Genomic DNA, 21651 nt, shown 5'->3' on the forward strand with positions numbered 1-21651 from the left:
TATATTGAACCAATCATTCTAACGTTTTCTCATTCTTTACATTATGACGCAAGGACAGCGACAATGGGTAATTTCGTTAGCTATTCTCATAACTTGTTAGTGAGTTTTGTTGGCGATTTACCGAACTCGTATTAGGTGCACTACCGACCCAGGCACAGGCAAACGCAAGAATAAATGGCAACACCCTTTCAATAACGTCTCCAGGTGGTGATGGCAGCCAGTGGAATATAACGGTACTGCAAAATCCAATGAGTATTGCGCTAAACAAGTATTTGTCCTGACATGTTCTGTTCATTAGTAAAACGATTACGACTGGACCAAAAGCTGCGCCCAATGCATTCCAAGCGAATAAAACGCGGGTAAAAATATCTTGAGGGGCCCACATGGCGATAAGCATTGAGATCACACACATCAGTGCAACCGTGAGCTTGGAACGAAACATACTGGCTTTTTGCGAACCAGAGCCAATATCATACGAAACTGCACTAGCAGCCACAAGTAACTGACTATCTGCGGTCGACATAATGGCAGAAAGCGTTGCAGCAACAACCACGCCAGCGAGTACAGGAGGGAATAACTGCTGCGCAAGAGATATCATCGCTTGTTCGTGATGGATATCAGCAACCAACAAAACACGCGCACTCCAGCCAACAATTAACATGCTGACAAAAATAACCACAGACCAACCAATACCAATATATTTACCTTGCCTCACGGCTTTTTCGTCTCTTAGTGCCATTAATCGGTTAACCACATGAGGTTGGCCAGGATTGGCAAGCCCAATGCCTAACGTGCCGATGATAAATGCAATAATGTTGATGCCTTGATGTTCACCAAACCAAGAAAGCTGAGTAGGGCTATATACTAACTGCATTTGTTGCCATAACGAATCAAAACCACCAATAGTAATAATTGCTGCTACAGGTAGTAGTACAGCCGTGGCAACCATGAGTATTCCTTGAAGCGTATCGGTTAGACTTACTGCCCAAAAACCGCCTAATAAGGTGTATATCAGTATGATAATTGTGCCCAGTAAAATGCTGGTATTGGCGCTCATATTAAATGTTTCGCTGAACATAGTTCCGGCAGCTTGAAATTGGGCAGCAATATAGAAAGCAAATGAAATAACGATGCAAAAAGTACATAACCAAATGATCGCTGCTTTTTTGGAAGATGCTTTATACGTTATGAAGTCAGTGAGCGTTACGCTGGCATTGTGTTTTGCCGCTCGCTGTATTCTTGGTGCCAGCCACAGCCAATTGAAGCAGTAGCCCAAAATCACCGACGGCACAATCCATATTGCTGATACACCCAGAAAATATGCAGCGCCACTCATGCCTAACAAAGACCAAGCTGAAGAAGCGCTCGCAGCTGCACTAATTGCGGCTACCCATGGACCCAATGAGCGACCACCGATAAAGAATTCTTCTGTATTTTGCGCACGTTTATTACTCCATAAACCTATACCTATAAGAAGTACTTTATAAACGATGAGTGTGATGAGAACCGTTGTTTGGTAGTCCATAGCGACTGCTTTTGTTCAATTAATATAACGTGTTTTTAACATGTTTAGCGCAATACGAAAAGAAAACATAGGGAATGGTATTACATTTAATGACATTAATAGCACAGTCTTTAAACGGTTATTAGCCTGCTAATTTACTACAGTTTTCAATACCAATAACCAAGAGATAGGTAGTAAATGAATAAGTCAGCCATAGTTATGAGCATTTTCATGCTGGCTGGATGCAGCACATCTGGCGATCCTCGGGCGAATCAAAACAAAATAATAAAAGAGTTCTATGCGACAATCATTGAAGTCACGCCTGTCGAATTAAGTTCAAATATCGAAACTGGCGTACTAGTTGGTGGTAGCGTTGGACTGATAGAAAACCTTGACGGAGATACTGAGGATATGATTGGCGGAGCGATCTTTGGGGCGCTAATCGGCGGTATTTTCACATCCATTGAAGAAGGTAGCAATGATGCATTCAAATATGCATTGTCGTCTGAGCAAGAGGGCACATTTACGATTATCCAAAAAAATCGCGTTGATCCAAATGCAAGATGCGTCAAAGTCAGGGTTGCCGAACATGTGACGATTTATGCCGCTTCAAAATACGCTTGTGAGTATGAATCAGCAATTAAGCGCAAATAATCTTAGTAGATAAGAGTATTTCATTTGGTGAAAATGTATCGGTTTTATGCTTGTTCACCATGCGTAATTGTTCTTGTTCGGCGACGCTAAAACTGCTTGAATCTCAGTCAAAACGACAAAAGTCGATATGCTTAAGATGCTTGCGCAACTAAGATTTTCTTTAACAGGCTAGCAAGCTGAGCCTGTTCATCTGTATCAAGTGCATTCAGCATGGTATCCATATTGGCTACATGCGCTTCTACCGCTTGATCTATTAGCGCCAAGCCTGATGCCGTTAGGTTCACCTTTACACTGCGCCTATCGTGCTCACTGGCGATGCGTTCTACGAATCCTCGCTGTACAAGTTGTTCAATACGCGTGCTCACTGCACCGGAAGATAACATCAAGGTGTTGTAGAGTTCCGTGGGGGTAATCGCCTGATTGCTACGCCTAAGGGTCGCTAAAATATCAAACTCAATATTGCTCAGGTCAAATTGCTTGAATATTACTTCTAGGTCTGCCGTCCATATATTCGATGTAAGGCGGAGCCTTCCTACTACCCCCATCGCTGAACAGTCTAAATTTGGTCTAGCTTGAGACCATTGTTTAAGAATCTCATCTACCTTATCTGACGCCATTATGTTTCCTTTAGAAAAAGTATCTTTTCAAAAAGATACTTGAATAAAAATCAAAACACCATTACTCTTTGAAAAGTATCTTTTGTGAAAGATACTTTTTTGGAAGGTTTTTGAGCATGGTTGAAATGGATTGTCGATCACTGACAAGTTAGCCAATGTTATTTAGGAGTTACAAAAAATGAGCCGCACTAAAATTATCGCATTAACGGCGATTGCCCCAATAATTTGGGGAAGCACATACATCGTAACCACTGAGGCATTACCTGTTGAAAGTCCATTAATGGCGTCAACGATAAGAGCCTTACCCGCAGGTTTGCTATTGGTGTTGTTGAGCAAAGCAAAACTTCAACAATCATGGTGGTTGAAAATGACGGCTTTAGGGTTCTTAAACATTGGTTTGTTTTTCTACTGCTTGTTTTTTGCTGCGACGTATTTGCCCGGTGGTATGGCTGCACTTGTAGGGTCATTGCAGCCGATCTTCGTAATGCTATTAAGCTGGTTCTTACTAAAAAATAAATTGTCGGTTACACAACTAATTGCAAGCTGTCTCGGTATTCTCGGGATAGGATTATTGCTATCGCACAATACGATGGCACTTGATCCGTTAGGCGTATTAGTTGGCGTTATCGGCACGCTAAGTATGTCTGTAGGCGTTGTTTTGAATAAGAAATGGGGACGCCCGCAAGGCATGAGTATGCTTGGCTTTACTGGTTGGCAATTATTGGTGGGAGGGCTGTTCCTATTACCTGTTACTTTGTTCATTGAAGGGGTGCCATCGGAGCTTTCCGTTACCAATATGATTGGCTATGGCTACTTAAGTGTTATGGGCGCTATGGTTTGTTACTACCTGTGGTTTCAAGGAATTGAAAAGTTGCCGCCAGTCATAGTTTCGTTTCTTGGATTTTTAAGCAGCGTATCTGCTTGTATTTTAGGTTATTGGTTTTTAGACCAAACGCTTAATGGTATTCAGCTAGTGGGGGCACTAACAATTCTATTCGCTATTGTATTGGCTGCATATCAACCGAAAGAGCACAAAACATATGCTAAATTGCCAGTTTTAACGCGAGGTTAAACTGAAGCACTCCGTCGTGCCAAGTACCAAGATTGGAAATTCTCAGAAAAGATACAAGGTTTTAAGTTCAGTTATGACATGTAATTGTTCAAGTTTAAATGAAATGACATATATACTGGTTAATATGTGAAAAATAATATTTTGGGTCAGGCGGTATATGTTCATGGCTTGTAAGTCTTTAAGGTAGTACACCGCTTAACCTGACAAATAACAAATAATAGAGTGATACATGGAAGCTGACATAATTACACAACTGATATTGCCCTTGTCATTATTTATCATCATGTTTGGTATGGGGCTGGCAACTAAAGTAGCTGACTTTACGCGGGTATTTAACGAACCAAAGGCAGTTAGTATAGGAATTGTTTGCCAGATGTTGGTATTGCCACTGTTGGCTTGTATCGTTATTTGGCTATTTGGATTGACCGCAGAGCTGGCTGTCGGGGTAATAATATTGTCTTTGTGCCCAGGTGGCGTAACGTCAAACATGCTGAGTTACCTTTCTAAAGGGGATGTAGCGTTATCTATTAGCCTAACCGCGTTGGTCAGTATTATCACTCCTTTTACGATTCCAATTGTCACTAGTGTTGCGATGGTTTATTTCATGGAAGAGTCAACCCAGTTCTCTATTCCTGTACTAAAGACGATTATTCAATTGACGGTGATAACCGTATTACCCGTTGCGCTAGGGATGTTGGTACACAACAAGTTTCCTGTGTTTTCTCATAAAGCGCAAAAGCCTGTAAAGGTGTTTTCTATTGTCTTTTTGTTCTTAATTATCGCCGCGTTGATGGCCAAGAATTGGAGCGACATGGCGGGCTTTTTTATTCAGACAGGATTTGCCAGCCTAACATTGAATGTTGTTAGTATCGTTGTAGGTTATTTTGTTGCTAAGTTTATGCGGTTGGATAAGGCGCAATCTATCAGCATTAGCATAGAGGTTGGTATACAAAATGGCACACTTGCATTGGTCGTAGCTGGCACGCTAATTGGCAATGCAGTTATGACTATTCCAGCGGTAACATACAGCTTACTTATGTTTGTCATTGGTGGAGTATTCGGCTGGTTAGTTAACCGAAATAACGCGCCAGAAACGCTTACTTTGAAAGAGCGTGAGCGAGAAGGTTAGCCATATATGTGCGATGTGCAAAAAATCGATGCTTGATTATGATAAGCATCGACTGTTTCATTCTTCGCTGATGTTAGTGAGTGTGGGCACATGTTTGATTGGTTTGCGTTACTATTCCCATGATACCAACAACTCGACGTTTTCGAATGTAGCGAATGCATGCAACATGATTTGCCATGTGCCAGCCTTTTCCTCTAACGACAGGCAAGCTTCTGTGCTTCCGTTTTTCCAAGGACGGCAGTCGTAAGATGAGGTTGTTGGCGGTTCAAGGAATTTTACGTAGAGATCTGCGTCTCCTGTTCCACCACTTGTTTGAACGACAAGGTTCTTGCTATTTTCAGGCAGATCAAAGCTAAACAGCAGTTGCTCGTCTTTATTGGCCGAAACTGTGGCAGAGACGCCGTTCGATAGCTTTTGAGTTGACGATGGTGCTGAAGGAGACTTAGTCAGTGTGACATCATCAATTGTCGTATTAGTTTGGTCTATAAAGCGAATACGCATTGAGCCGTCATTTACGTCGAACCGCATAGCGCCGTTACTGTCGTTATATCTGAATTTACTGCCTGTCACACAGCAATTATCAAAATTGTATGGTGCTCGACCACCTAACCCGTTAACAAAATAATAAATTCCATCTCGTTCAATACGCTCGTAAACATGATCATGAGCTGCTAAAACTATGTCTGCTCCCCAGCCAGCATAGTCAAGCTGCGTCTGGCTGTTGTTACCATGTCGACCGCTTGAATAGGGCGTATGGTGAAGAAATACGATTTTCCATTCAGCGTCTGAATTTTGCAATTCATCTTCTAGCCAGCGTTTCTGAACAGGTGTCAGACTATCGCTATTTATGGTGAAAAAGTCGATATTTGCTTTGCTAAATCGATAGTATTCGTTGATACAAGGAAATACATCATCGTATCCGTGAGGGCCATTCCAGTCGTGATTGCCAAATGTAGGGAAAAATTGATTGTTCTCGCAGTTATCGCTGATAAAGTCAGAAAAGTAAGGCACGACTGATTTCGTATAGTCGTCTTCATAATCATTGTCACCTAAGGTGAGCACGAAGTCGGGTTGCCAGTTGTTAATTACGCTAGATACATTATCTAATGCCGTACCTACTTCACCGAAATCACCGATTACAGCAAAGGTTGTAGCACGTGAATAACAAGAGTAAATACTTGTTGTAATGAAAACTGTGACGCACAGCGATATTGCATGAATATATTTATTTACCATCTTCTTCCTCAAGATTATTGAATCCCTTCACTGGCATGTTTCAATATGAACTCACACCATTACTGAGATTCATTTGAATGAAGCGGCATAATAAAGTGAGAAATATTAAAGGTATATGCCAGAAGATCTTATTTGATTTTAAATGATTTGAGGTGACAAAACCCATCAACTAGAGTCTGGTTAAATAACAAACAGACTAACTAACAACCTCTTAACTTGCGTGAGTTTCATTGAGTGTTAATGCGTTTATTTTAGCTAAGCCAAAATGATAGAACGGACATCGTTTGGTGGGTGAGTGTTAGGTTTAGCGGGTCTTTTGTTCTCTTTTAAAACAATAACTAGAACGCTTCGGAGGAACAAATGAACTTTAAACATAATCGAACAAATACTAGCAAACCATCTAATGTCTCAATTAGGCATAAATCAACCTGTTATCACACTCGGCAGACAATTGTAGCGATGGCCGTTGCTAGCACAATTTGGGGACCAACAGCATTGGCTGCATGTGATATTTCGCCAAAGAATCAATATGAGTACATTGATAGTGTGGAACTCAATGGAGAGCAGTTCTTTGACGGTACTTTCATTGAAAATGGTGAAACCTTAGTGCTCACACCTGCATATAGTGGCTATGCTTACAAAGACTTTTGGACAGTATGGATTGACCATAAATAATGATGGTGATTTCGCAGATGCCAATGAGCAGGTCTATACCTTAAACAATGCAAGCAATACTGCTGTGTCAGCAACAGTAGCTTTTCCTGAAAATGTTCAAGTGAGCAATACCACGATGCGCGTGTTGCTTCATGCCAATAGTGTTAGCAATGATGCGTGTGATTATAGTAGCTATGGTGATTACCGCGATTACATCATCAATGTTGGCCGTGAAGATGGCACAGGTACCAACCCAGATTATGCACTTGTACAACAACCTCGTGGTGGTGAAGGCGAACATATTGCGTCGGTAATGATTGGCGGTGATCTCTATTCAACGGGAAATGATCGTGGTTATGGCGATTATGCTACGAGAAAAACATTTGCTGTGTCTGATGGTGAAAGTGTTGCTTTAACGCCTGTAACCAGTTGGGGTACTGATTGGGGGATTTGGATAGACAGCGATAACAATGGCAGTTTTGAATCGAACGAAAGAGTGTTCTCAGGCAGTGGTATAAGCGATCAGGTTGTTAAGGGAACGTTGGATTTATCGCGTATTCGAAGTGGCACATCACGCATGAGAATCGCAATGAATGGCGATGGTTCTCCGGTTGCCACGGGCTTCACTTTTGGCGAAATTGAAGACTATACGGTTGACGTAAATGGTGACGATTCTGGTGGTGAAGATGTGCTCTACGGTGCAGATTACAAGTGGCAACATGATTCTGTACATGTGGTCGTTCTAAGATACGAATTTAATGATGTCGCACTTGATTATTCTTCTAGACGGGTGCAAGAAGAGATGGAAGAAGTAAAAGCCTACTTCGCTAATGAAACGTTTGGCGGGTTCGATGTTACCTACGAAATTCGCAATGAAATCCTCGATGTAAATCAAGAAAAATCGTACTACGACATATTACCTTCGTGGGATTGGAATGATTTTCTTTATGCCGAGGCTGCTAAACTGGGCTATGACGTTTATAACGTTAAAGACAACATTGTTTACCTAAACATTGCACCGAGCTTGCTGCGCTATGATGAAGACGATGATTTGTGGGAGCCACGAGGCCCTGTAGCCAGCCCTAATCCAGGTTTTATCAAACTATGGGATGATGGCGATGACAGAACCAAAGCAGGTGGTATTGCTCATGAAATGGGGCACGCGATGGGACTTCATCACGCTAAAGCGATCAACGCGGAAGACGATGTATTAGGTACAGGCGACTTAGACGATGAGGCGATCACCTATGGTAATTATTTTAGCTTGATGGGGAACAGTGCATGGACATTTGGTGGGCTAACTCTCTATTACAAAAGCTTTTTTGATACGTTAAATATTGAGCAAAACGTGCCGCTAATTACACAGTCTGGTACATATCGCATTTATGCCCATGATCAAGGAACAATTTCAGGAGACATTGGCTTGCGCCTACAGGCAGGGAACAATGAGTCTACTTATTGGATTGAATATCGCACACGAGAAGAAGAAGGAATTCAAACTGATGGTGTATATATCAATATTGTTGAATATGAGCCTGACTATAAGCACAACGTAAAAGACTATTACTTTGATACGAGCTACCTATTAGATATGACACCAAACTCAATTCTTGAGCAACGTGGTGATGATTGGCCAGGCTATGATTTACTCGATAGTGCTTTGGTTATTGGCGAAAGTTTCTCTGATAAATGGGGCAACTTTACGATAACTACAAAACGCAAAGGTGGCACAATAGGCACTGCCAATGCGTGGATTGAAGTCGAAGTAACGATGCACTAAATCCAACCTGCTACAGGTGCAACACTCGTAAACATAAAACTTATGAGCTATAGCAATACTGGCTGCGTCCGTTTGTTATGGCTCTTCGCTTAAGTTAACTTTTTTCATTTCAACACATAAATCTTTCTTGTTTGATGCAATGTTCTTTTTCTGCGAATTGGATCTCCATATTTCTTGCATATTTCAACGCTAGACTTGGCGCAAATGTGTAGTTAAACGAAATCATATCAAACAATTAAGGACGTTTTATGTTAGATAAATTAAAGCACGTGGTACTGACGCTGTTAATTGCGTTAGCATACGTTAACCAAGCTCATGCAGGATTGATCGTATATACCGATCGTGCGGCATTTGAAGAAGCGTTGAATTCACCGATGGCTTTCGAAGGATTTAATGAAATAGACCTAGTAAATAGTGATTTTTCATCAATCTCTGGATATATCGGCTCGAGAACTGGCAACAGTTTAGTGAGCGAAGGTGAAAGAGCATTGGTGGCATATGAGCAGGAAACTTTGTCGATTGGCTTTAATCATGACGTATTTGCGTTTGGATTCGATATTAACGAACTTAATGCGACCAACTTAACCTACACGGATAACGCAGGCCACACGATAATTGATGCATTGGAAATTACCGAGGTTTGGAATGAAAGCTCGTTTTTTGGGGTTATAAGCGATATTGCTATTACTTCATTTTCACTTGCTGGCCAACGTGGTGGAGGTGCTGTTTATGGTTTTGATGCGTTGACCTATACCGCTTCAGCTGTAGAAGTACCGACACCAGCAACATGGATTTTACTGTTAGCTGGCGTATTTGGTTTAATAGTCACTCGTCAGAAGTGACAACTTTAAGCAATCCGATGATTGCAGACAGTTTTAATTAACGATCAATTTTATTTATCAAAACGAAAAAGACGCATCTGCGTCTTTTTTTACTGAAAGCAAGATGATTCCTTAATATAGGGGAGGGCGACGCATAGTAGTCACATACTCTTACTATTACTTTATTGTTTTCTTAACGTGTGAAAACACGAAAATAGACGCACAGGAATTTGCGTGCTAGCGAATACACTTCTTTCTTCTATACTTTTGAGTGCTAATGCTCAATCGAGCCACACAGGATCAACGGAGTGAAAGGAAGTATGAATAATACACATAGATTATTATCGGATATCAGGTTTTTTGTTGTTGGTTTAGTCTTGTTAGGCGTGTTGACAGGTTGTTTTCATAGTGATGATGATGACCCGGTTACAGTGGAGCCGCCTCCTCCTGCCCCCAATACACTTACGTTGTCGGTTACCTTAACGGGTGAACAGGAAGTACCGAATGTTGAGACAAGTGCGACAGGCACGGGGTCGTTTACTATTGATTTAGACACTGGCGCACTAACTGGGTCTATAACCACGTCCGATATTTCAGTATCCGCTTCACATATTCATAAAGGGTTTGCCGGACAAAATGGTGGTGTGGTAGTCGCATTGGAGCAAGACACTAGTGACAGTGCGATCTGGCATGTACCCGCTGATACAGTATTAATGGCTGAGGACATGCTAAGTTTTACGGGCGGCGAACTCTATGTAAATGTTCATAGTGAAGCTAATCCCGGTGGTGAGTTACGAGGACAATTGCTGCCAGACAATATCAATGTGATATGGAGTGATCTGAGTGGCGACAATGAAGTGCCAGCGGTTACATCATCCGCCTCTGGGCGAGCAGCGCTCACGATAAACTCGACAACGATGGAAATATCGTTGCATGTGATGACGATGGATTTATCTGATGCAACAGCTGCACATATTCACGAAGCAATGGCAGGTGCAAATGGTGGGGTTGTATTGGGGCTTGAACAAGACGCAGACGATGTCAACCATTGGTCTGTGTCTGGTACGTTAACTCAAGAGCAGTATGACACGTTACAGAGCGGAGGCTTGTATATCAATGTGCATAGTGCGACTAATCCCGGTGGTGAATTACGTGGACAACTGCTGCCTGACAACATCAGTGTGATATGGAGTGATCTGAGTGGCAACAATGAAGTGCCAGCGGTTACATCATCTGCCTCAGGGCGAGCAGCGCTCACGGTAAATGCGACAACCATGGCAATAACATTACATGTGATGACGATGGATTTATCTGACGCAACGGCGGCACATATTCACGAAGCAATGGCAGGTGCAAATGGTGGGGTTGTATTGGGGCTTGAACAAGATGTAGACGATGTCAACCATTGGTCTGTGTCTGGTACGTTAACTCAAGAACAGTATGACACGTTACAGAGCGGAGGCTTGTATATCAATGTGCATAGTGCGACTAATCCCGGTGGTGAATTACGTGGACAATTACTGCCAGAGAATATCAGTGTGATATGGAGTGATCTGAGTGGCAACAATGAAGTGCCAGCGGTTACATCATCTGCCTCAGGGCGAGCAGCGCTCACGGTAAATGCGACAACCATGGCAATTACATTACATGTGATGACGATGGATTTATCTGATGCAACGGCGGCACATATTCACGAAGCTATGGCAGGTGCAAATGGTGGCGTTGTATTGGGGCTTGAGCAAGATGTAGACGATGTCAATCATTGGTCTGTGTCTGGTACGTTAACTCAAGAGCAGTATGACACGTTACAGAGCGGAGGCTTGTATATCAATGTGCATAGTGCGACTAATCCCGGTGGTGAATTACGTGGACAACTGCTGCCTAATAATATCAGTGTCAGATGGAGTGAATTGAGCGGTGATAATGAGGTTCCAGCGGTTACTACATCAGCCTCAGGGCGAGCAGCGCTCACGGTAAATGCGACAACAATGGCAATTACACTACATGTGATGACGATGGATTTATCTGATGCTACAGCTGCGCATATTCATGAAGGCGTGGCAGGTGTCAATGGTGGGGTTGTATTAGGACTCGAGCAAAATGCGGACGATGCCAATCATTGGTCTGTGTCAGGCACTTTAACCCAAGAACAATACGACACACTGCTAAGTAACGGCCTATACATCAATGTGCATAGTGCAACAAACCCTGGTGGTGAATTGCGAGGGCAACTATAAACAAACATATAATACGCTTAATAACGGGGTATCATCGGGCAATTTGCGTTTGCAACCTGCTGAAGTGATGCCCCTTTTCTTATATTAATCTTTGTATTTCCTTCTATTTTTCGATATGTTCGTTAGCATCATTAGAATAATAATCAATCAAGTTCGGGGCTTAACATGGAAGCAAAACCTTCAACGGTGCAACGCATTCTTAATCGTGTAGAGGTAATTGGTAATCGATTGCCAGATCCTGCTGCATTATTTGTATTTTTACTATTTATTGTGTGGGGATTATCTTGGGCGTTATCTGGCGTCACTTTTGAAGCTGTCGATCCTAGAACTGGTGAAGGTATACAGGTAGTTAACCAACTAAGCGGTTCTGCGCTAACGCAATTTTTCTCCGTGATGGTGACTAACTTTTCACACTTTCATCCGGTCGGAGTGGTATTAGTCGCGATGTTAGGTATAGGTGTTGCCGAATACAGTGGTTTTATCAATGCGGGCTTACGGGCAATTATGGCCAAAACTGCCACATGGTTGTTAACGCCGATGGTGATTCTAGTTGGTATCGTCAGCCACTCAGCAGTAGACGCAGGCTATGTCTTAGTGATCCCACTTGGTGGCGTGATTTTTTATGCTGCTGGTCGACATCCGTTAGCGGGGATAGCAGCGGCATTTGCAGGGGTGTCAGGTGGGTTTTCGGCCAACTTTGTGCCATCAGCGCTTGATCCTATGTTGCAAGGAATTTCACAAGCTGGCGCGCAATTGCTTGATCCCAATATCTTATTAAATCCATTAAATAACTATTATTTCACCACAGCTTCTTCAATTGTCATTACTTTGATAGGTTGGGCGATCACCGACAAGATTGTTGAACCTAAATTGACTGGTAATAAACTCGACGGCGATTTAAGTGATTTGCCGACTATGGAACCACTGCAGCCAGAAGAACGAAAGGCGCTGCGTTGGGCGTTATTGGCTATTATAGTGAGTGCTGTGTGTGTGGTATATAGCGCAAGCCTTGCAGGCTCTCCGTGGCGAGATGCCGATGGCTCACTCACGTCATTCTCGTCACCGTTAATGAAGTCTATCGTACCGTTAATATTCCTATTGTTTTTCATCCCTGGTTTGGTTTACGGCATTGCCATTGGCAAGATACGTAACACTAAACAATCTATTGAAGGCATGAGCAAATCCATGTCGAGCATGGGCTATTATCTTGTTATCATGTTTTTCATTGCGCAGTTTATTTACGCGTTTGGACAATCGAACTTAGGTGTATTATTGGCTGTAGAAGGAGCAGAGTTCTTAAAGGCAATGGCACTTCCTGCTCAGTTCACCATTGTCGGTATTATCTTTTTGACGGGATTTATTAACTTATTTGTTGGTTCTGCTTCCGCGAAGTGGGCACTGTTAGCACCGATTTTTATCCCGATGTTGATGCAACTCGGGATCTCACCTGATTTAGCACAGGCTGCATACCGTATCGGCGACTCTAGTACCAATATCATTACGCCGCTCATGCCATACTTTCCACTGGTTGTGGTTTATTGTCAGCGATATGTCACCAATGCTGGCATAGGCACGTTAACAGCGCTGATGCTGCCATATTCTATCGTGTTTATACTTGTATGGAGCGTGTTTTTACTACTCTACTGGCAATTGGGCCTACCGTTAGGCTTGCAAAGTAGCTATGAGTATATAGCGGGTTAGCTTACGAAGGACTAGTTAGAAAGGGCGGTGACATATGACAGTGATAGGCATTTGTCACCGATCTTTTTTGATTTAATACAAACGATTAACGCTATGTCTCTGCAAGCTGTTGCTCTAATACTTTTATTTTCGCTTTGGCTTGCTCGAGGTTTTTAGTCAATCGTTCAAATGTTGAAGCTTGATTATGCTTCATTAACTCTAGTTGTTCTTTGAGTTGTATTCTTTCTTCTTTGACAGAGCTATTCGTTTGTAACTCGAAATCAAGTTGGGATTCGAGTTCTTTAATACGTGTGATTGCCTGATCAGATTTACCAGTTAATCGCTCAATCGTTGCAATTGAATTTGTTTTGATGAGTTCAAGCTGTGAAGATAATTTATTGTTTTCACCACGTAATACTGTGATCATCCGCTCAGCTTTTTCAAGTGCATTTAAATCACTTTCTGCCGACAATCCGGTTTCTTGTTGAGATAATTGCTGCTCTAGCGATTTAATTCTGGCATTTGCTTCTTCAAGCGAGAGCTGAAGTTTAGTGTTACTCGCTTTATCTTCTGTGATGTCATTACTAACATTAACAAGCCGTGCTTGTAGTTTGGCAGATTTTGATTGCTCTTCGGCAAGTTGGTGTTCCAGAATTTTGTTTTCTTGTTGTATTTGGTTTAGTTGTTCGTTGCTCTCATCGCTTTGTTGCACATTCTGAGAAGAAGCTTCTGCTAATTCGTTTTGATGGGCGCTATTTAATTCACTTATTTCTTGTTCGTGAGCATCGCGTAATGCGCTGAGACTCTCTTGGTATTGTTTCTTGGCTGTAGCAATTTGCTGTTCTTGTTTTTCTTTTTCTTCAGATAATTGCTGTTCAAGTTGACTAATGGTAGTTTGCAACGCACTTAATTTTTGTTTACTTGCCAGATATTCGTCGGCTTGAACCTGCAATAATGTATTTGCTTCGGTCAATCGAGTAACTTGTTCACTTAATTTAGCTACTTGAGCTTCATTTTCATTGATAACGTTTTCAATCGCTATTTCGTGCGCTTGTTGTTGAGCAATTAACAGCTGCTGGTGGTCTTGCTTTAAACCGCTAATCTCATTGTGATAGCTGCTTGTTAACTGCTGAAGTTTATCCTGAAATTCTTGTGACTGTTGCTTAAGTTGTTTATGCGTTTCGTCTACAAACTTAGATTGGCTGGCAAGGCTTGCCTGCAATTCTTGGCTTTTAGCGATAAGAGATTGTTCGATGTCTTGCTGTAACGTGACCGAGTCGTGTTGCTCAATAGCAAGGCTGGCTTGCTGTTTGGCTATCTCTTCTTGCAATATTTGGTCAATAGTAGGTGGTGTTTCGTTTTGGTCGTCTGAACTTTGTGAAGCAGTGTCTAATGGTTGATTCAAATTTAGTTGGCACCACTGTTCAAAATAGGCGGTGGCCTCAATTGCGTCATTGGGAAACTTTTCTAGCAAACTTTCTAAGGTTGTAGGCTCACCAGCTAGGAGGTTTTTTTCACAAAATAATGCAACATCTTCATAGGTGAGTAATTTAAGTGGTTGTGCCATTGGGTTACCTCCAAAATGCAACTAAGAACCCAGATAGTCGTTGTATCATAAATCAACGCATACTGGTAATTATAACGGGTATTCAAGATAATTTTTATTGAATAAACGGGTAAGGTAATCTTTATTTTAAAAACGAATTAAGGGGCTGTTCATTAGGTCGCTTATCGTCACCAATCATTTTTGCCACATCATGATTCCATTGATTTTTCTGGGCGATTTCTACTATTAAAACCAGCAAAAATAGCAACAACCACCGCAACTATGAGCTCTGTTCGTGTACGTGTCGCAGTATCGTCATAAGCAAAGGAGAATAATAGCAAACAACTAATTGCCACGAAAAATATTAGCAAACTCGATTTAATGTTGAAGTTAATTTGACTCATCGTAACAGCACCATGTATGAGATTTTGGGAGATAAATGGGATGGCGACAGATAGCCATCAATAATATTAAGAACAATACCATGATTTAAATACAAAAAAAGACGCTTTCGCGTCTTTTTTAATGGAAGTGGTGGAGCGGGGGGGAGTTGAACCCCCGTCCGAAAAACCTACATCCTCGGTCCTACATGCTTAGTCGATCTTTTGTTTAACCACTTAGACGCCGAACGACAGGCTTCTTTGTGGTGAGTCCGATACTGTTTCGCGGTTCAACCTCAGACAAGTTTCCCTCGCTAGTCTATTTGGGGTGACCATCACTTCTCAAGCCAATAGACTAAGCTTTAAGAGGATGGCTAGCATTAAGCTGCTAGTGCGAACGTTTCGTCGTTTGCAACTATAGTTTTGCGGCTTTTTACCAGGCCAACCGCCCCTGGGCATGCACCTTGGGTTTCGTGAATCCCGTCGAATCCTAAATCCGCCCCAAAGTAGTAATTATCAGAACTTTGCTGATAAGCGCATTGTACAGCGCTTTGCTTTGAGAAACAACGTGGTAATTTTTAACCAGTTGTTATCTCGCTGAATGTTTCATGATACGGCTCTTATCGATTTGCCACTCACGATCTTTGATGTCAGCACGTTTATCATGCGCTTTTTTACCTTTACCTAGGTAAAATTCAAGTTTCACCCAGCATTGTTTCCAGTACATTGCGGTGGCAATAAGTGAATAGCCATCACGTTCAACGGCACCAATTAAGCGGTCTAGCTCTCGTCGATTTAACAATAGCTTTCTTGAACGCACAGGATCACATACAACATGACTAGACGCTGCATTTAGTGGCAATATCTCGCTACCAACTAAAAAGGCTTCGCCGTCTTTAACCATTACATAACAGTCTGAAATATTTACTTTTCCACTGCGAATGCTTTTGATCTCCCAACCTTGCAAGCTCATACCAGCTTCAAATTTGTCGGTGAGGTTGTAGTTGTGGCGTGCTTTTTTATTTAAGGCAATTGTATTGCTATTTGATTGTTTTGATTTTTTCTTTCCCATAACGCGGATATTATACGGAGAAATTTGTAGTTTTAAATCATTAAATGATAAATCTCGTATTAATGTTTTTTACTTTGAGCTTTGTTATTATACCGGCATGTGTTTGAGGAGTAAGAATGCCTACCATTAATCGAAGTGCGCTAGTTATGCATAGCGTTGAACAGATGTACGAACTTATTAATGATGTTTTGTCATATCCTAAGTTTTTGCCCGACTGCAGTGACAGTAAAATTGTTGAGCAAGATAAAGATCACATGACTGCTTCGTTACTTGTGAATAAGGGCGGTATGAAAAAATGGTTCACCACCAAGAATGTGTTGACTGAAAACAAGTCAGTGAAACTACAATTAGTTGATGGCCCGTTTAAGCAGTTAACGGGTAATTGGGTGCTTACTGAATTATCTGAAGAGGCATGCAAAATTAGTCTTGAATTAGAGTACGAGTTTTCCAGTAAGGTGTTTGATTTGGCTTTTGGCCGGGTGTTTAATGGCATTGCCAATAATATGGTGCAAGCATTTACTCAGCGTGCAAAAGAGGTTTACGGATAAATGGTAGAGCAAGTTCATGCAAATGATTTAATACATATTGAAGTCGTGTATGGTACGCCACAGCGACAAGAGTTGTTGTCGTTAACCGTAAAAGAAAACAGTACTGTAGAGCAGGCGATACAGGAGTCTGGCATTCTTGCGACTTTTCCGGAAATTGATTTATCTGTGAATAATGTTGGCATTTGGAATCGCTCCGCCAAACTAACCGATATTGTGAACGATCTTGATCGTATCGAAATATACCGACCACTAATAGCAGATCCTAAAGAAGTGCGTAAACGACGTGCAGAAAAAGCTAAAGAAGAAGGGCGTGCTGATAAAGTTACGGGTGGCCGAGTTAACCCGCTGCGTGGTGGTAAATAGCTGTTTATAAGGACTCAATGGATAAGCAGAGCTAGTTAGAATTAGTTCAGATAGCTAAACTAAAAAACGACCTGATAGGTCGTTTTTTTAATAAATATACTACTGGTACGCGTAAAGAGAATTAATTCAAATTAGTTAACCATTGGCGTATAAAAGCTCTCGGGTAATTCAAAGTCACCTTCAGCAGAAACAAGCTTGTTGTCTTTAAATGTTACGATAAACTTTTTCTCGCGGTTCAACTCTTCGTCTCTTCCAGACTTAAATCGATACACGTAGTGCCACACATCTTCGTTAAACGCATCGATGACCACTGGACTACCAAGCACGAACTTTACTTGTTCTTTCGTCATCTCGATTTGAAGTTTATCGATGTCTTTTTGCTCTAAAAAGTTACCTTGCGGAATGTCGATTCGATATACCCAACTTGAACAAGCTGATAATGCCAAAATAGCGCTAAGTGCAATAACTCGTAACAACATGCTTTATTATGTTCCTCTTTCTTTTTGAACGGCGATAATAACTAAGCATGCCAGCAGTTACAAAGTAAATTTTCATTTAATTGTTCATACTAGCAAGCTAACAGCTCCTTAGCGTTTGCTAAACTACTGTCAGTTATTACGTCTCCAGCCAATAGGCGTGCGATTTCTTGGACACGCCCTTGCTCAGATAGTTCAGTAACTTTTGTCTCTGTGTTTGTGCCGTCTGTTAATTTTGTTACAAACATTTGTTGGTGCCCCTTACATGCCACTTGCGGCAAGTGAGTAACACATATCACTTGGGTGTTAGCCGCTAATTGTTGTAATTTGGCTCCAACCATGGCCGCGGTTGGTCCACTAATACCTACGTCAACTTCATCGAATATTAGCGTAGGGGTTATTACTTTGTCAGCCAAAATAACTTGCACTGCCAAGCTAATTCTTGAAAGCTCACCACCAGAAGCTACTTTGTTCATCGCTTCAAGTGATTGCCCTGGATTGAGGCTAACTAAGTATTCTACGCTGTCTAAGCCTAAGGCATTCGGTTCAGCGTCTTGATTGGTATTAATCGCAATTTCAAATTGGCCATGTGGCATGTTCAACTCTCGCATACTGGTGGTAATCAGTTTGCTTAGCTTTTTGGCCGCTTTTTGCCGTGCTTGAGTGAGCTTTTCCGCACAAGCGTAATACTGCTCTTTACTTTTAGCGATATCGTCAAACACACTCGATAAGCGAGATTCATCTGAACTTATCATTGCTAATTCATGTTTCAAGTGTTGATGGTGACTAAATAGTTTTTCAGGAGCTACTTGATGCTTTTTCGCTAGTTGAATCGCAGTAGAGTATCGTTCTTCAATGGCTTGATAGGTTTCGGGGTCAAGCTCTAATCGATCATGATAGTGACGAAGTTCCTGACTAGCATCTTCAAGTTGAATGAGCGCCTCAGAGACTGCTTCATTTACATTGGCTAAGCTTGTATCAAAATGAATTAACTCACTGATAGAATCACTGGTTTTGCGTAAGGTGTCGATTACATTGAACTGTTCGTCTTCCGCTAGCATATGCATTACGTGTAACGTTTGGTTCAGAATATGTTGCCCATTACTTTGGCGCTTGTATTCGGCTTCGAGCGCTTCAAATTCGTCGTCGTGCAAGGAAAATTCATCAAGTTCATTTACTTGATATTGTAACAACTGCTGCTTTGCATCACGTTGCACCTTGGATTCTTGCAACGCTTTCAACTCAATGTTCAATTCGCGCCATTGTTGATAATAGTGCGTAACATCTTCTAGTAAATCCTGATGGTTCGCATAATTGTCTAATATTTTACGTTGTTCACCATTTTTGGTGATTAGCTGATGATCATGTTGACCATGTATATTGATCAATCGTTGGCCTACTTCTTTAAGTTGAGCCAGTGGTACCTGACTCCCATTAATGTATGCTCTTGAACGGCCTTCTGCAGAAATTACACGTCTTAAAATACATTCATTGTCGGTTTCTAACTGATGCTTTTCTAGCCAAATTTTCGCTAACTTATTATTTGAAATATCGAATGTCGCGGCAAGCTCAGCTCGTTTACTGTTTGGTCGTACAACGTTGGTTACCGCACGGTCGCCTAAACATAATCCTAGTGCGTCAATTGCAATTGATTTACCTGCACCAGTTTCGCCAGTGATGGTAGTCATTCCATTGTGCCATTCGATGTCGAGTGAGCGTACAATGGCAAAGTTCTGAATGTTCAGTTGTATAAGCATAACGATGATTTGTACTGTATATAAATATAGGTGTTAATTTATACAGTAATAATGAGGGGCGCAACTGTTTTTTATTTAACAGTTGCAAATTTTTCTTAAGTGATTGAAATATTGTTTAATAAAGCTTGTTGCCCCAACTTAGTTTATTACGTAGAACATTAAAGTAATCATGGTCGAGTGGGTGAATTAAGCGAAGTGTATATGGACTTTTCTTAATAATGACTTCATCGCCCGGCATTACTGCGAGAATCACATGACCATCGCAGCTCACCTGAAGGTTTTCGTAATTTTCATTTGCCAGCACAAGTTTTATTTCGCTATTACCATCTACCACAATTGGACGGCTCGTGAGTGTATGGGGAAACATGGGGACCAACGACAACGCGTTCAAATTTGGCGTTAAAATTGGGCCACCTGCTGACATGGAATAGGCGGTAGAGCCTGTAGGCGTCGACACAATCAAGCCATCAGAACGCTGACTAAACATGAAACTGCCGTCAATATATACTTCAAATTCAATCATGTTGGCGACTTTTCCAGCGTGCAGAACCGCTTCGTTTACAGCACTATTGGAGCTTTTCAATTTGCCATGTCTGTATACTTCGGCTTCAATGATAAAGCGTTGCTCTGAACGTGATTTGCCGTGCAATATTTGTTCTAGCGGTGTAATTAAGTCGTTCGGCGACAAATCAGTTAAAAAGCCAAGGTTGCCTCTATTAACGCCAATAACGCCAATGTTGTAACAACTAAGCACTCTAGCAGCGCCGAGCATGTAGCCGTCACCACCAACAACTATGGCTAAATTTGCTTGTTCGCCAATTTCAACCAATGTACATACTTTAGCGTTTTGTATATTGGTTGAAAGCGCTACAGATGACTCAACAAGGACTTCATAACCTTCATCTATCAAGTACTGATGTAAGGTCTCAATAGTCGTGCTAGCGCCATTGTGGTTAGGTTTTCCGATTAATCCAATCGTGTTATATAGTTTACTCATTGAATGTGGGATTTGTGTGAACAAGTTCAGTTTATATCGGCAGTTTCGCGCTAATTTATAGCGTTGTAAAGAAAACATTTTTGTAATTGTTTATACTTGAAGCTTGATTCAGCGTGATGAATCCCCATAATTAGCAACATTAGATTTTTTACTTGGAGTTTTTCATGACGAAAGAGTCAACCGAAAATAAGAATGAGTCGGGTCTAACACCTGAAGAAATTGCCGCACAAGAAATTATCGATCAGGCTGAAGAGCAGGTCGGTGATCAATTTACGGCAGCAGCTGAAAACATTAGCCCTGAATTTGAAAAAATTAATGAACTTGAATTAACACTTGCTGCAGCGCAAGCAACTGTTGCTGATCAGAAAGATTCAGTAATTCGTGCTAAAGCAGAAGTTGACAACATTCGTCGCCGTGCAGCGCAAGACGTAGAAAAAGCACGTAAGTTCGCTTTAGAAAAATTTGCTGGTGAATTATTACCAACAGTTGACAACCTAGAGCGTGCAATTGCTAGCATCAATGTTGAAGATGAAACTCAAAAAGCGATAGCTGAAGGTGTTGAATTAACATTACAAAGCTTTTTATCTGCGCTAGACAAATTCGGTGTAAAAGCTATTGACCCGCAAAATGAACCATTTAATCCTGAATTGCACCAAGCGATGTCGATGCAGGAAGTTGAAGGTGTTGAGCCTAATACAGTTATTGCAGTAATGCAGAAAGGTTACGAATTAAATGGTCGCCTAGTGCGCCCTGCGATGGTAATGGTATCAAAACCAGCGTCAAGTGTAGATGCCACTGCATAAATGTACATTTGTTTAATGAATGAATCTGATAAAACCAGCTAGTGTGTAGCTGGTTTTTTTATGCGCTACTGTAATTCACCTCATTGCCGCAATATTACGGCTAACACTTCCAAAACTCGCGAATCAGCCTCAAAGTTCAACTTATACCAATCCGTATAAGAGATTACTCACTTAGCGAGAGTTTAAAGGCTTAGAGGCAAGTAATGCCAGTCAGTTAAGCTGATTGGCATTTTTCTTATTCTTTGGATACTTCGATGGTTTAGGCTTTACCCACCTAGGATACTTTCGGTCTTCTCGTCGGTCGGGTAATTTAAAATAGGACATC

At 41.5% G+C, this 21651-nt stretch carries 20 protein-coding genes and 1 other RNA gene; 11 read left to right on the top strand and 10 right to left on the bottom strand.

Going from position 1 to position 21651, the window contains the following annotated elements; genetic code table 11:
* Positions 1-76: 76 nt before the first annotated feature.
* Entirely contained in the window at positions 77-1525 is a 1449-nt protein-coding gene (locus ACSLUK_RS18990) for a sodium/proline symporter (RefSeq protein ID WP_448550369.1), read from the bottom strand.
* Between the two features lie 177 nt (positions 1526-1702).
* Here ACSLUK_RS18990 and ACSLUK_RS18995 point away from each other — a divergent pair, with 177 nt between their 5' ends.
* On the top strand, positions 1703-2158 hold the full coding sequence (locus tag ACSLUK_RS18995) for a hypothetical protein (protein ID WP_448550370.1): 456 nt from the start codon (positions 1703-1705) through the stop codon (positions 2156-2158).
* Positions 2159-2289: 131 nt separating this feature from the next.
* Here ACSLUK_RS18995 and ACSLUK_RS19000 read toward each other — a convergent pair whose 3' ends face one another.
* Entirely contained in the window at positions 2290-2775 is a 486-nt protein-coding gene (locus ACSLUK_RS19000; RefSeq protein WP_448550371.1) for a MarR family winged helix-turn-helix transcriptional regulator, read from the bottom strand.
* A 178-nt stretch (positions 2776-2953) separates the two neighbouring features.
* Between ACSLUK_RS19000 and ACSLUK_RS19005 the strand changes: the two genes are divergently transcribed.
* Together ACSLUK_RS19005 and ACSLUK_RS19010 are read left to right on the top strand one after the other, a co-directional pair.
* Positions 2954-3847 carry an EamA family transporter gene (locus ACSLUK_RS19005; RefSeq protein WP_448550372.1) on the top strand — a complete coding sequence of 298 codons (894 nt, stop codon included), beginning with the start codon at positions 2954-2956 and terminating at the stop codon, positions 3845-3847.
* A 229-nt stretch (positions 3848-4076) separates the two neighbouring features.
* On the top strand, positions 4077-4976 hold the full coding sequence (locus ACSLUK_RS19010) for a bile acid:sodium symporter family protein (protein WP_448550373.1): 900 nt from the start codon (positions 4077-4079) through the stop codon (positions 4974-4976).
* A gap of 111 nt (positions 4977-5087) precedes the next feature.
* Here the strand turns inward: ACSLUK_RS19010 and ACSLUK_RS19015 are convergent, their stop codons facing one another.
* Entirely contained in the window at positions 5088-6212 is a 1125-nt protein-coding gene (locus tag ACSLUK_RS19015; protein ID WP_448550374.1) for a pre-peptidase C-terminal domain-containing protein, read from the bottom strand.
* 360 nt (positions 6213-6572) lie between these two features.
* Here ACSLUK_RS19015 and ACSLUK_RS19020 point away from each other — a divergent pair, with 360 nt between their 5' ends.
* The 5 genes from ACSLUK_RS19020 to ACSLUK_RS19040 all read left to right on the top strand — a co-directional run bounded on the left by ACSLUK_RS19020 (position 6573) and on the right by ACSLUK_RS19040 (position 13405).
* Positions 6573-6887 (top strand): hypothetical protein, encoded by a 315-nt coding sequence (locus ACSLUK_RS19020; RefSeq protein ID WP_448550375.1) that lies wholly within the window; start codon positions 6573-6575, stop codon positions 6885-6887.
* Entirely contained in the window at positions 6874-8646 is a 1773-nt protein-coding gene (locus tag ACSLUK_RS19025; protein ID WP_448550376.1) for a GspH/FimT family protein, read from the top strand. The genes ACSLUK_RS19020 and ACSLUK_RS19025 overlap by 14 nt, the downstream gene beginning before the upstream one ends.
* 248 nt (positions 8647-8894) lie before the next feature.
* Complete coding sequence (locus ACSLUK_RS19030) at positions 8895-9488, top strand: hypothetical protein (protein WP_448550377.1); 594 nt, start codon at positions 8895-8897, stop codon at positions 9486-9488.
* 299 nt (positions 9489-9787) lie between these two features.
* Positions 9788-11704 carry a CHRD domain-containing protein gene (locus ACSLUK_RS19035; protein WP_448550378.1) on the top strand — a complete coding sequence of 639 codons (1917 nt, stop codon included), beginning with the start codon at positions 9788-9790 and terminating at the stop codon, positions 11702-11704.
* Between the two features lie 165 nt (positions 11705-11869).
* Positions 11870-13405 carry an AbgT family transporter gene (locus ACSLUK_RS19040; protein WP_448550379.1) on the top strand — a complete coding sequence of 512 codons (1536 nt, stop codon included), beginning with the start codon at positions 11870-11872 and terminating at the stop codon, positions 13403-13405.
* Positions 13406-13496: 91 nt separating this feature from the next.
* Here the strand turns inward: ACSLUK_RS19040 and ACSLUK_RS19045 are convergent, their stop codons facing one another.
* The 4 genes from ACSLUK_RS19045 to smpB form a co-directional block, all read right to left on the bottom strand.
* The gene (locus ACSLUK_RS19045; protein ID WP_448550380.1) at positions 13497-14951 is read right to left on the bottom strand and encodes a hypothetical protein; all 1455 of its coding nucleotides are present in this window, start codon (positions 14949-14951) and stop codon (positions 13497-13499) included.
* A gap of 188 nt (positions 14952-15139) precedes the next feature.
* Positions 15140-15334, bottom strand: coding sequence for a hypothetical protein (locus ACSLUK_RS19050; RefSeq protein WP_448550381.1), 195 nt, complete (start codon positions 15332-15334; stop codon positions 15140-15142).
* 128 nt (positions 15335-15462) lie between these two features.
* Positions 15463-15813, bottom strand: a transfer-messenger RNA (tmRNA) gene (ssrA, locus tag ACSLUK_RS19055).
* Positions 15814-15899: 86 nt separating this feature from the next.
* On the bottom strand, positions 15900-16382 hold the full coding sequence (gene smpB, locus ACSLUK_RS19060) for an SsrA-binding protein SmpB (protein WP_448550382.1): 483 nt from the start codon (positions 16380-16382) through the stop codon (positions 15900-15902).
* 116 nt (positions 16383-16498) lie between these two features.
* On the opposite strand from smpB, the gene ACSLUK_RS19065 reads away from it, so the two are divergent.
* Positions 16499-16930 carry a type II toxin-antitoxin system RatA family toxin gene (locus ACSLUK_RS19065; RefSeq protein ID WP_448550383.1) on the top strand — a complete coding sequence of 144 codons (432 nt, stop codon included), beginning with the start codon at positions 16499-16501 and terminating at the stop codon, positions 16928-16930.
* Positions 16931-17293 carry an RnfH family protein gene (locus ACSLUK_RS19070; protein WP_448550384.1) on the top strand — a complete coding sequence of 121 codons (363 nt, stop codon included), beginning with the start codon at positions 16931-16933 and terminating at the stop codon, positions 17291-17293.
* Positions 17294-17424: 131 nt separating this feature from the next.
* On the opposite strand, the gene ACSLUK_RS19075 is transcribed toward ACSLUK_RS19070, so the two are convergent.
* From ACSLUK_RS19075 to nadK, 3 genes are all read right to left on the bottom strand, one after another.
* Positions 17425-17772, bottom strand: a complete 348-nt coding sequence (locus ACSLUK_RS19075) for an outer membrane protein assembly factor BamE (RefSeq protein WP_448550385.1) — start codon at positions 17770-17772, stop codon at positions 17425-17427.
* A gap of 89 nt (positions 17773-17861) precedes the next feature.
* Entirely contained in the window at positions 17862-19526 is a 1665-nt protein-coding gene (gene recN / locus ACSLUK_RS19080; RefSeq protein ID WP_448550386.1) for a DNA repair protein RecN, read from the bottom strand.
* A gap of 115 nt (positions 19527-19641) precedes the next feature.
* Positions 19642-20523 (bottom strand): NAD(+) kinase, encoded by an 882-nt coding sequence (nadK, locus tag ACSLUK_RS19085; protein ID WP_448550387.1) that lies wholly within the window; start codon positions 20521-20523, stop codon positions 19642-19644.
* Between the two features lie 164 nt (positions 20524-20687).
* On the opposite strand from nadK, the gene grpE reads away from it, so the two are divergent.
* On the top strand, positions 20688-21326 hold the full coding sequence (grpE, locus tag ACSLUK_RS19090; protein WP_448550388.1) for a nucleotide exchange factor GrpE: 639 nt from the start codon (positions 20688-20690) through the stop codon (positions 21324-21326).
* The last annotated feature ends 325 nt before the right edge of the window (positions 21327-21651 follow it).

It is taken from the genome of Thalassotalea fusca (assembly GCF_053485835.1).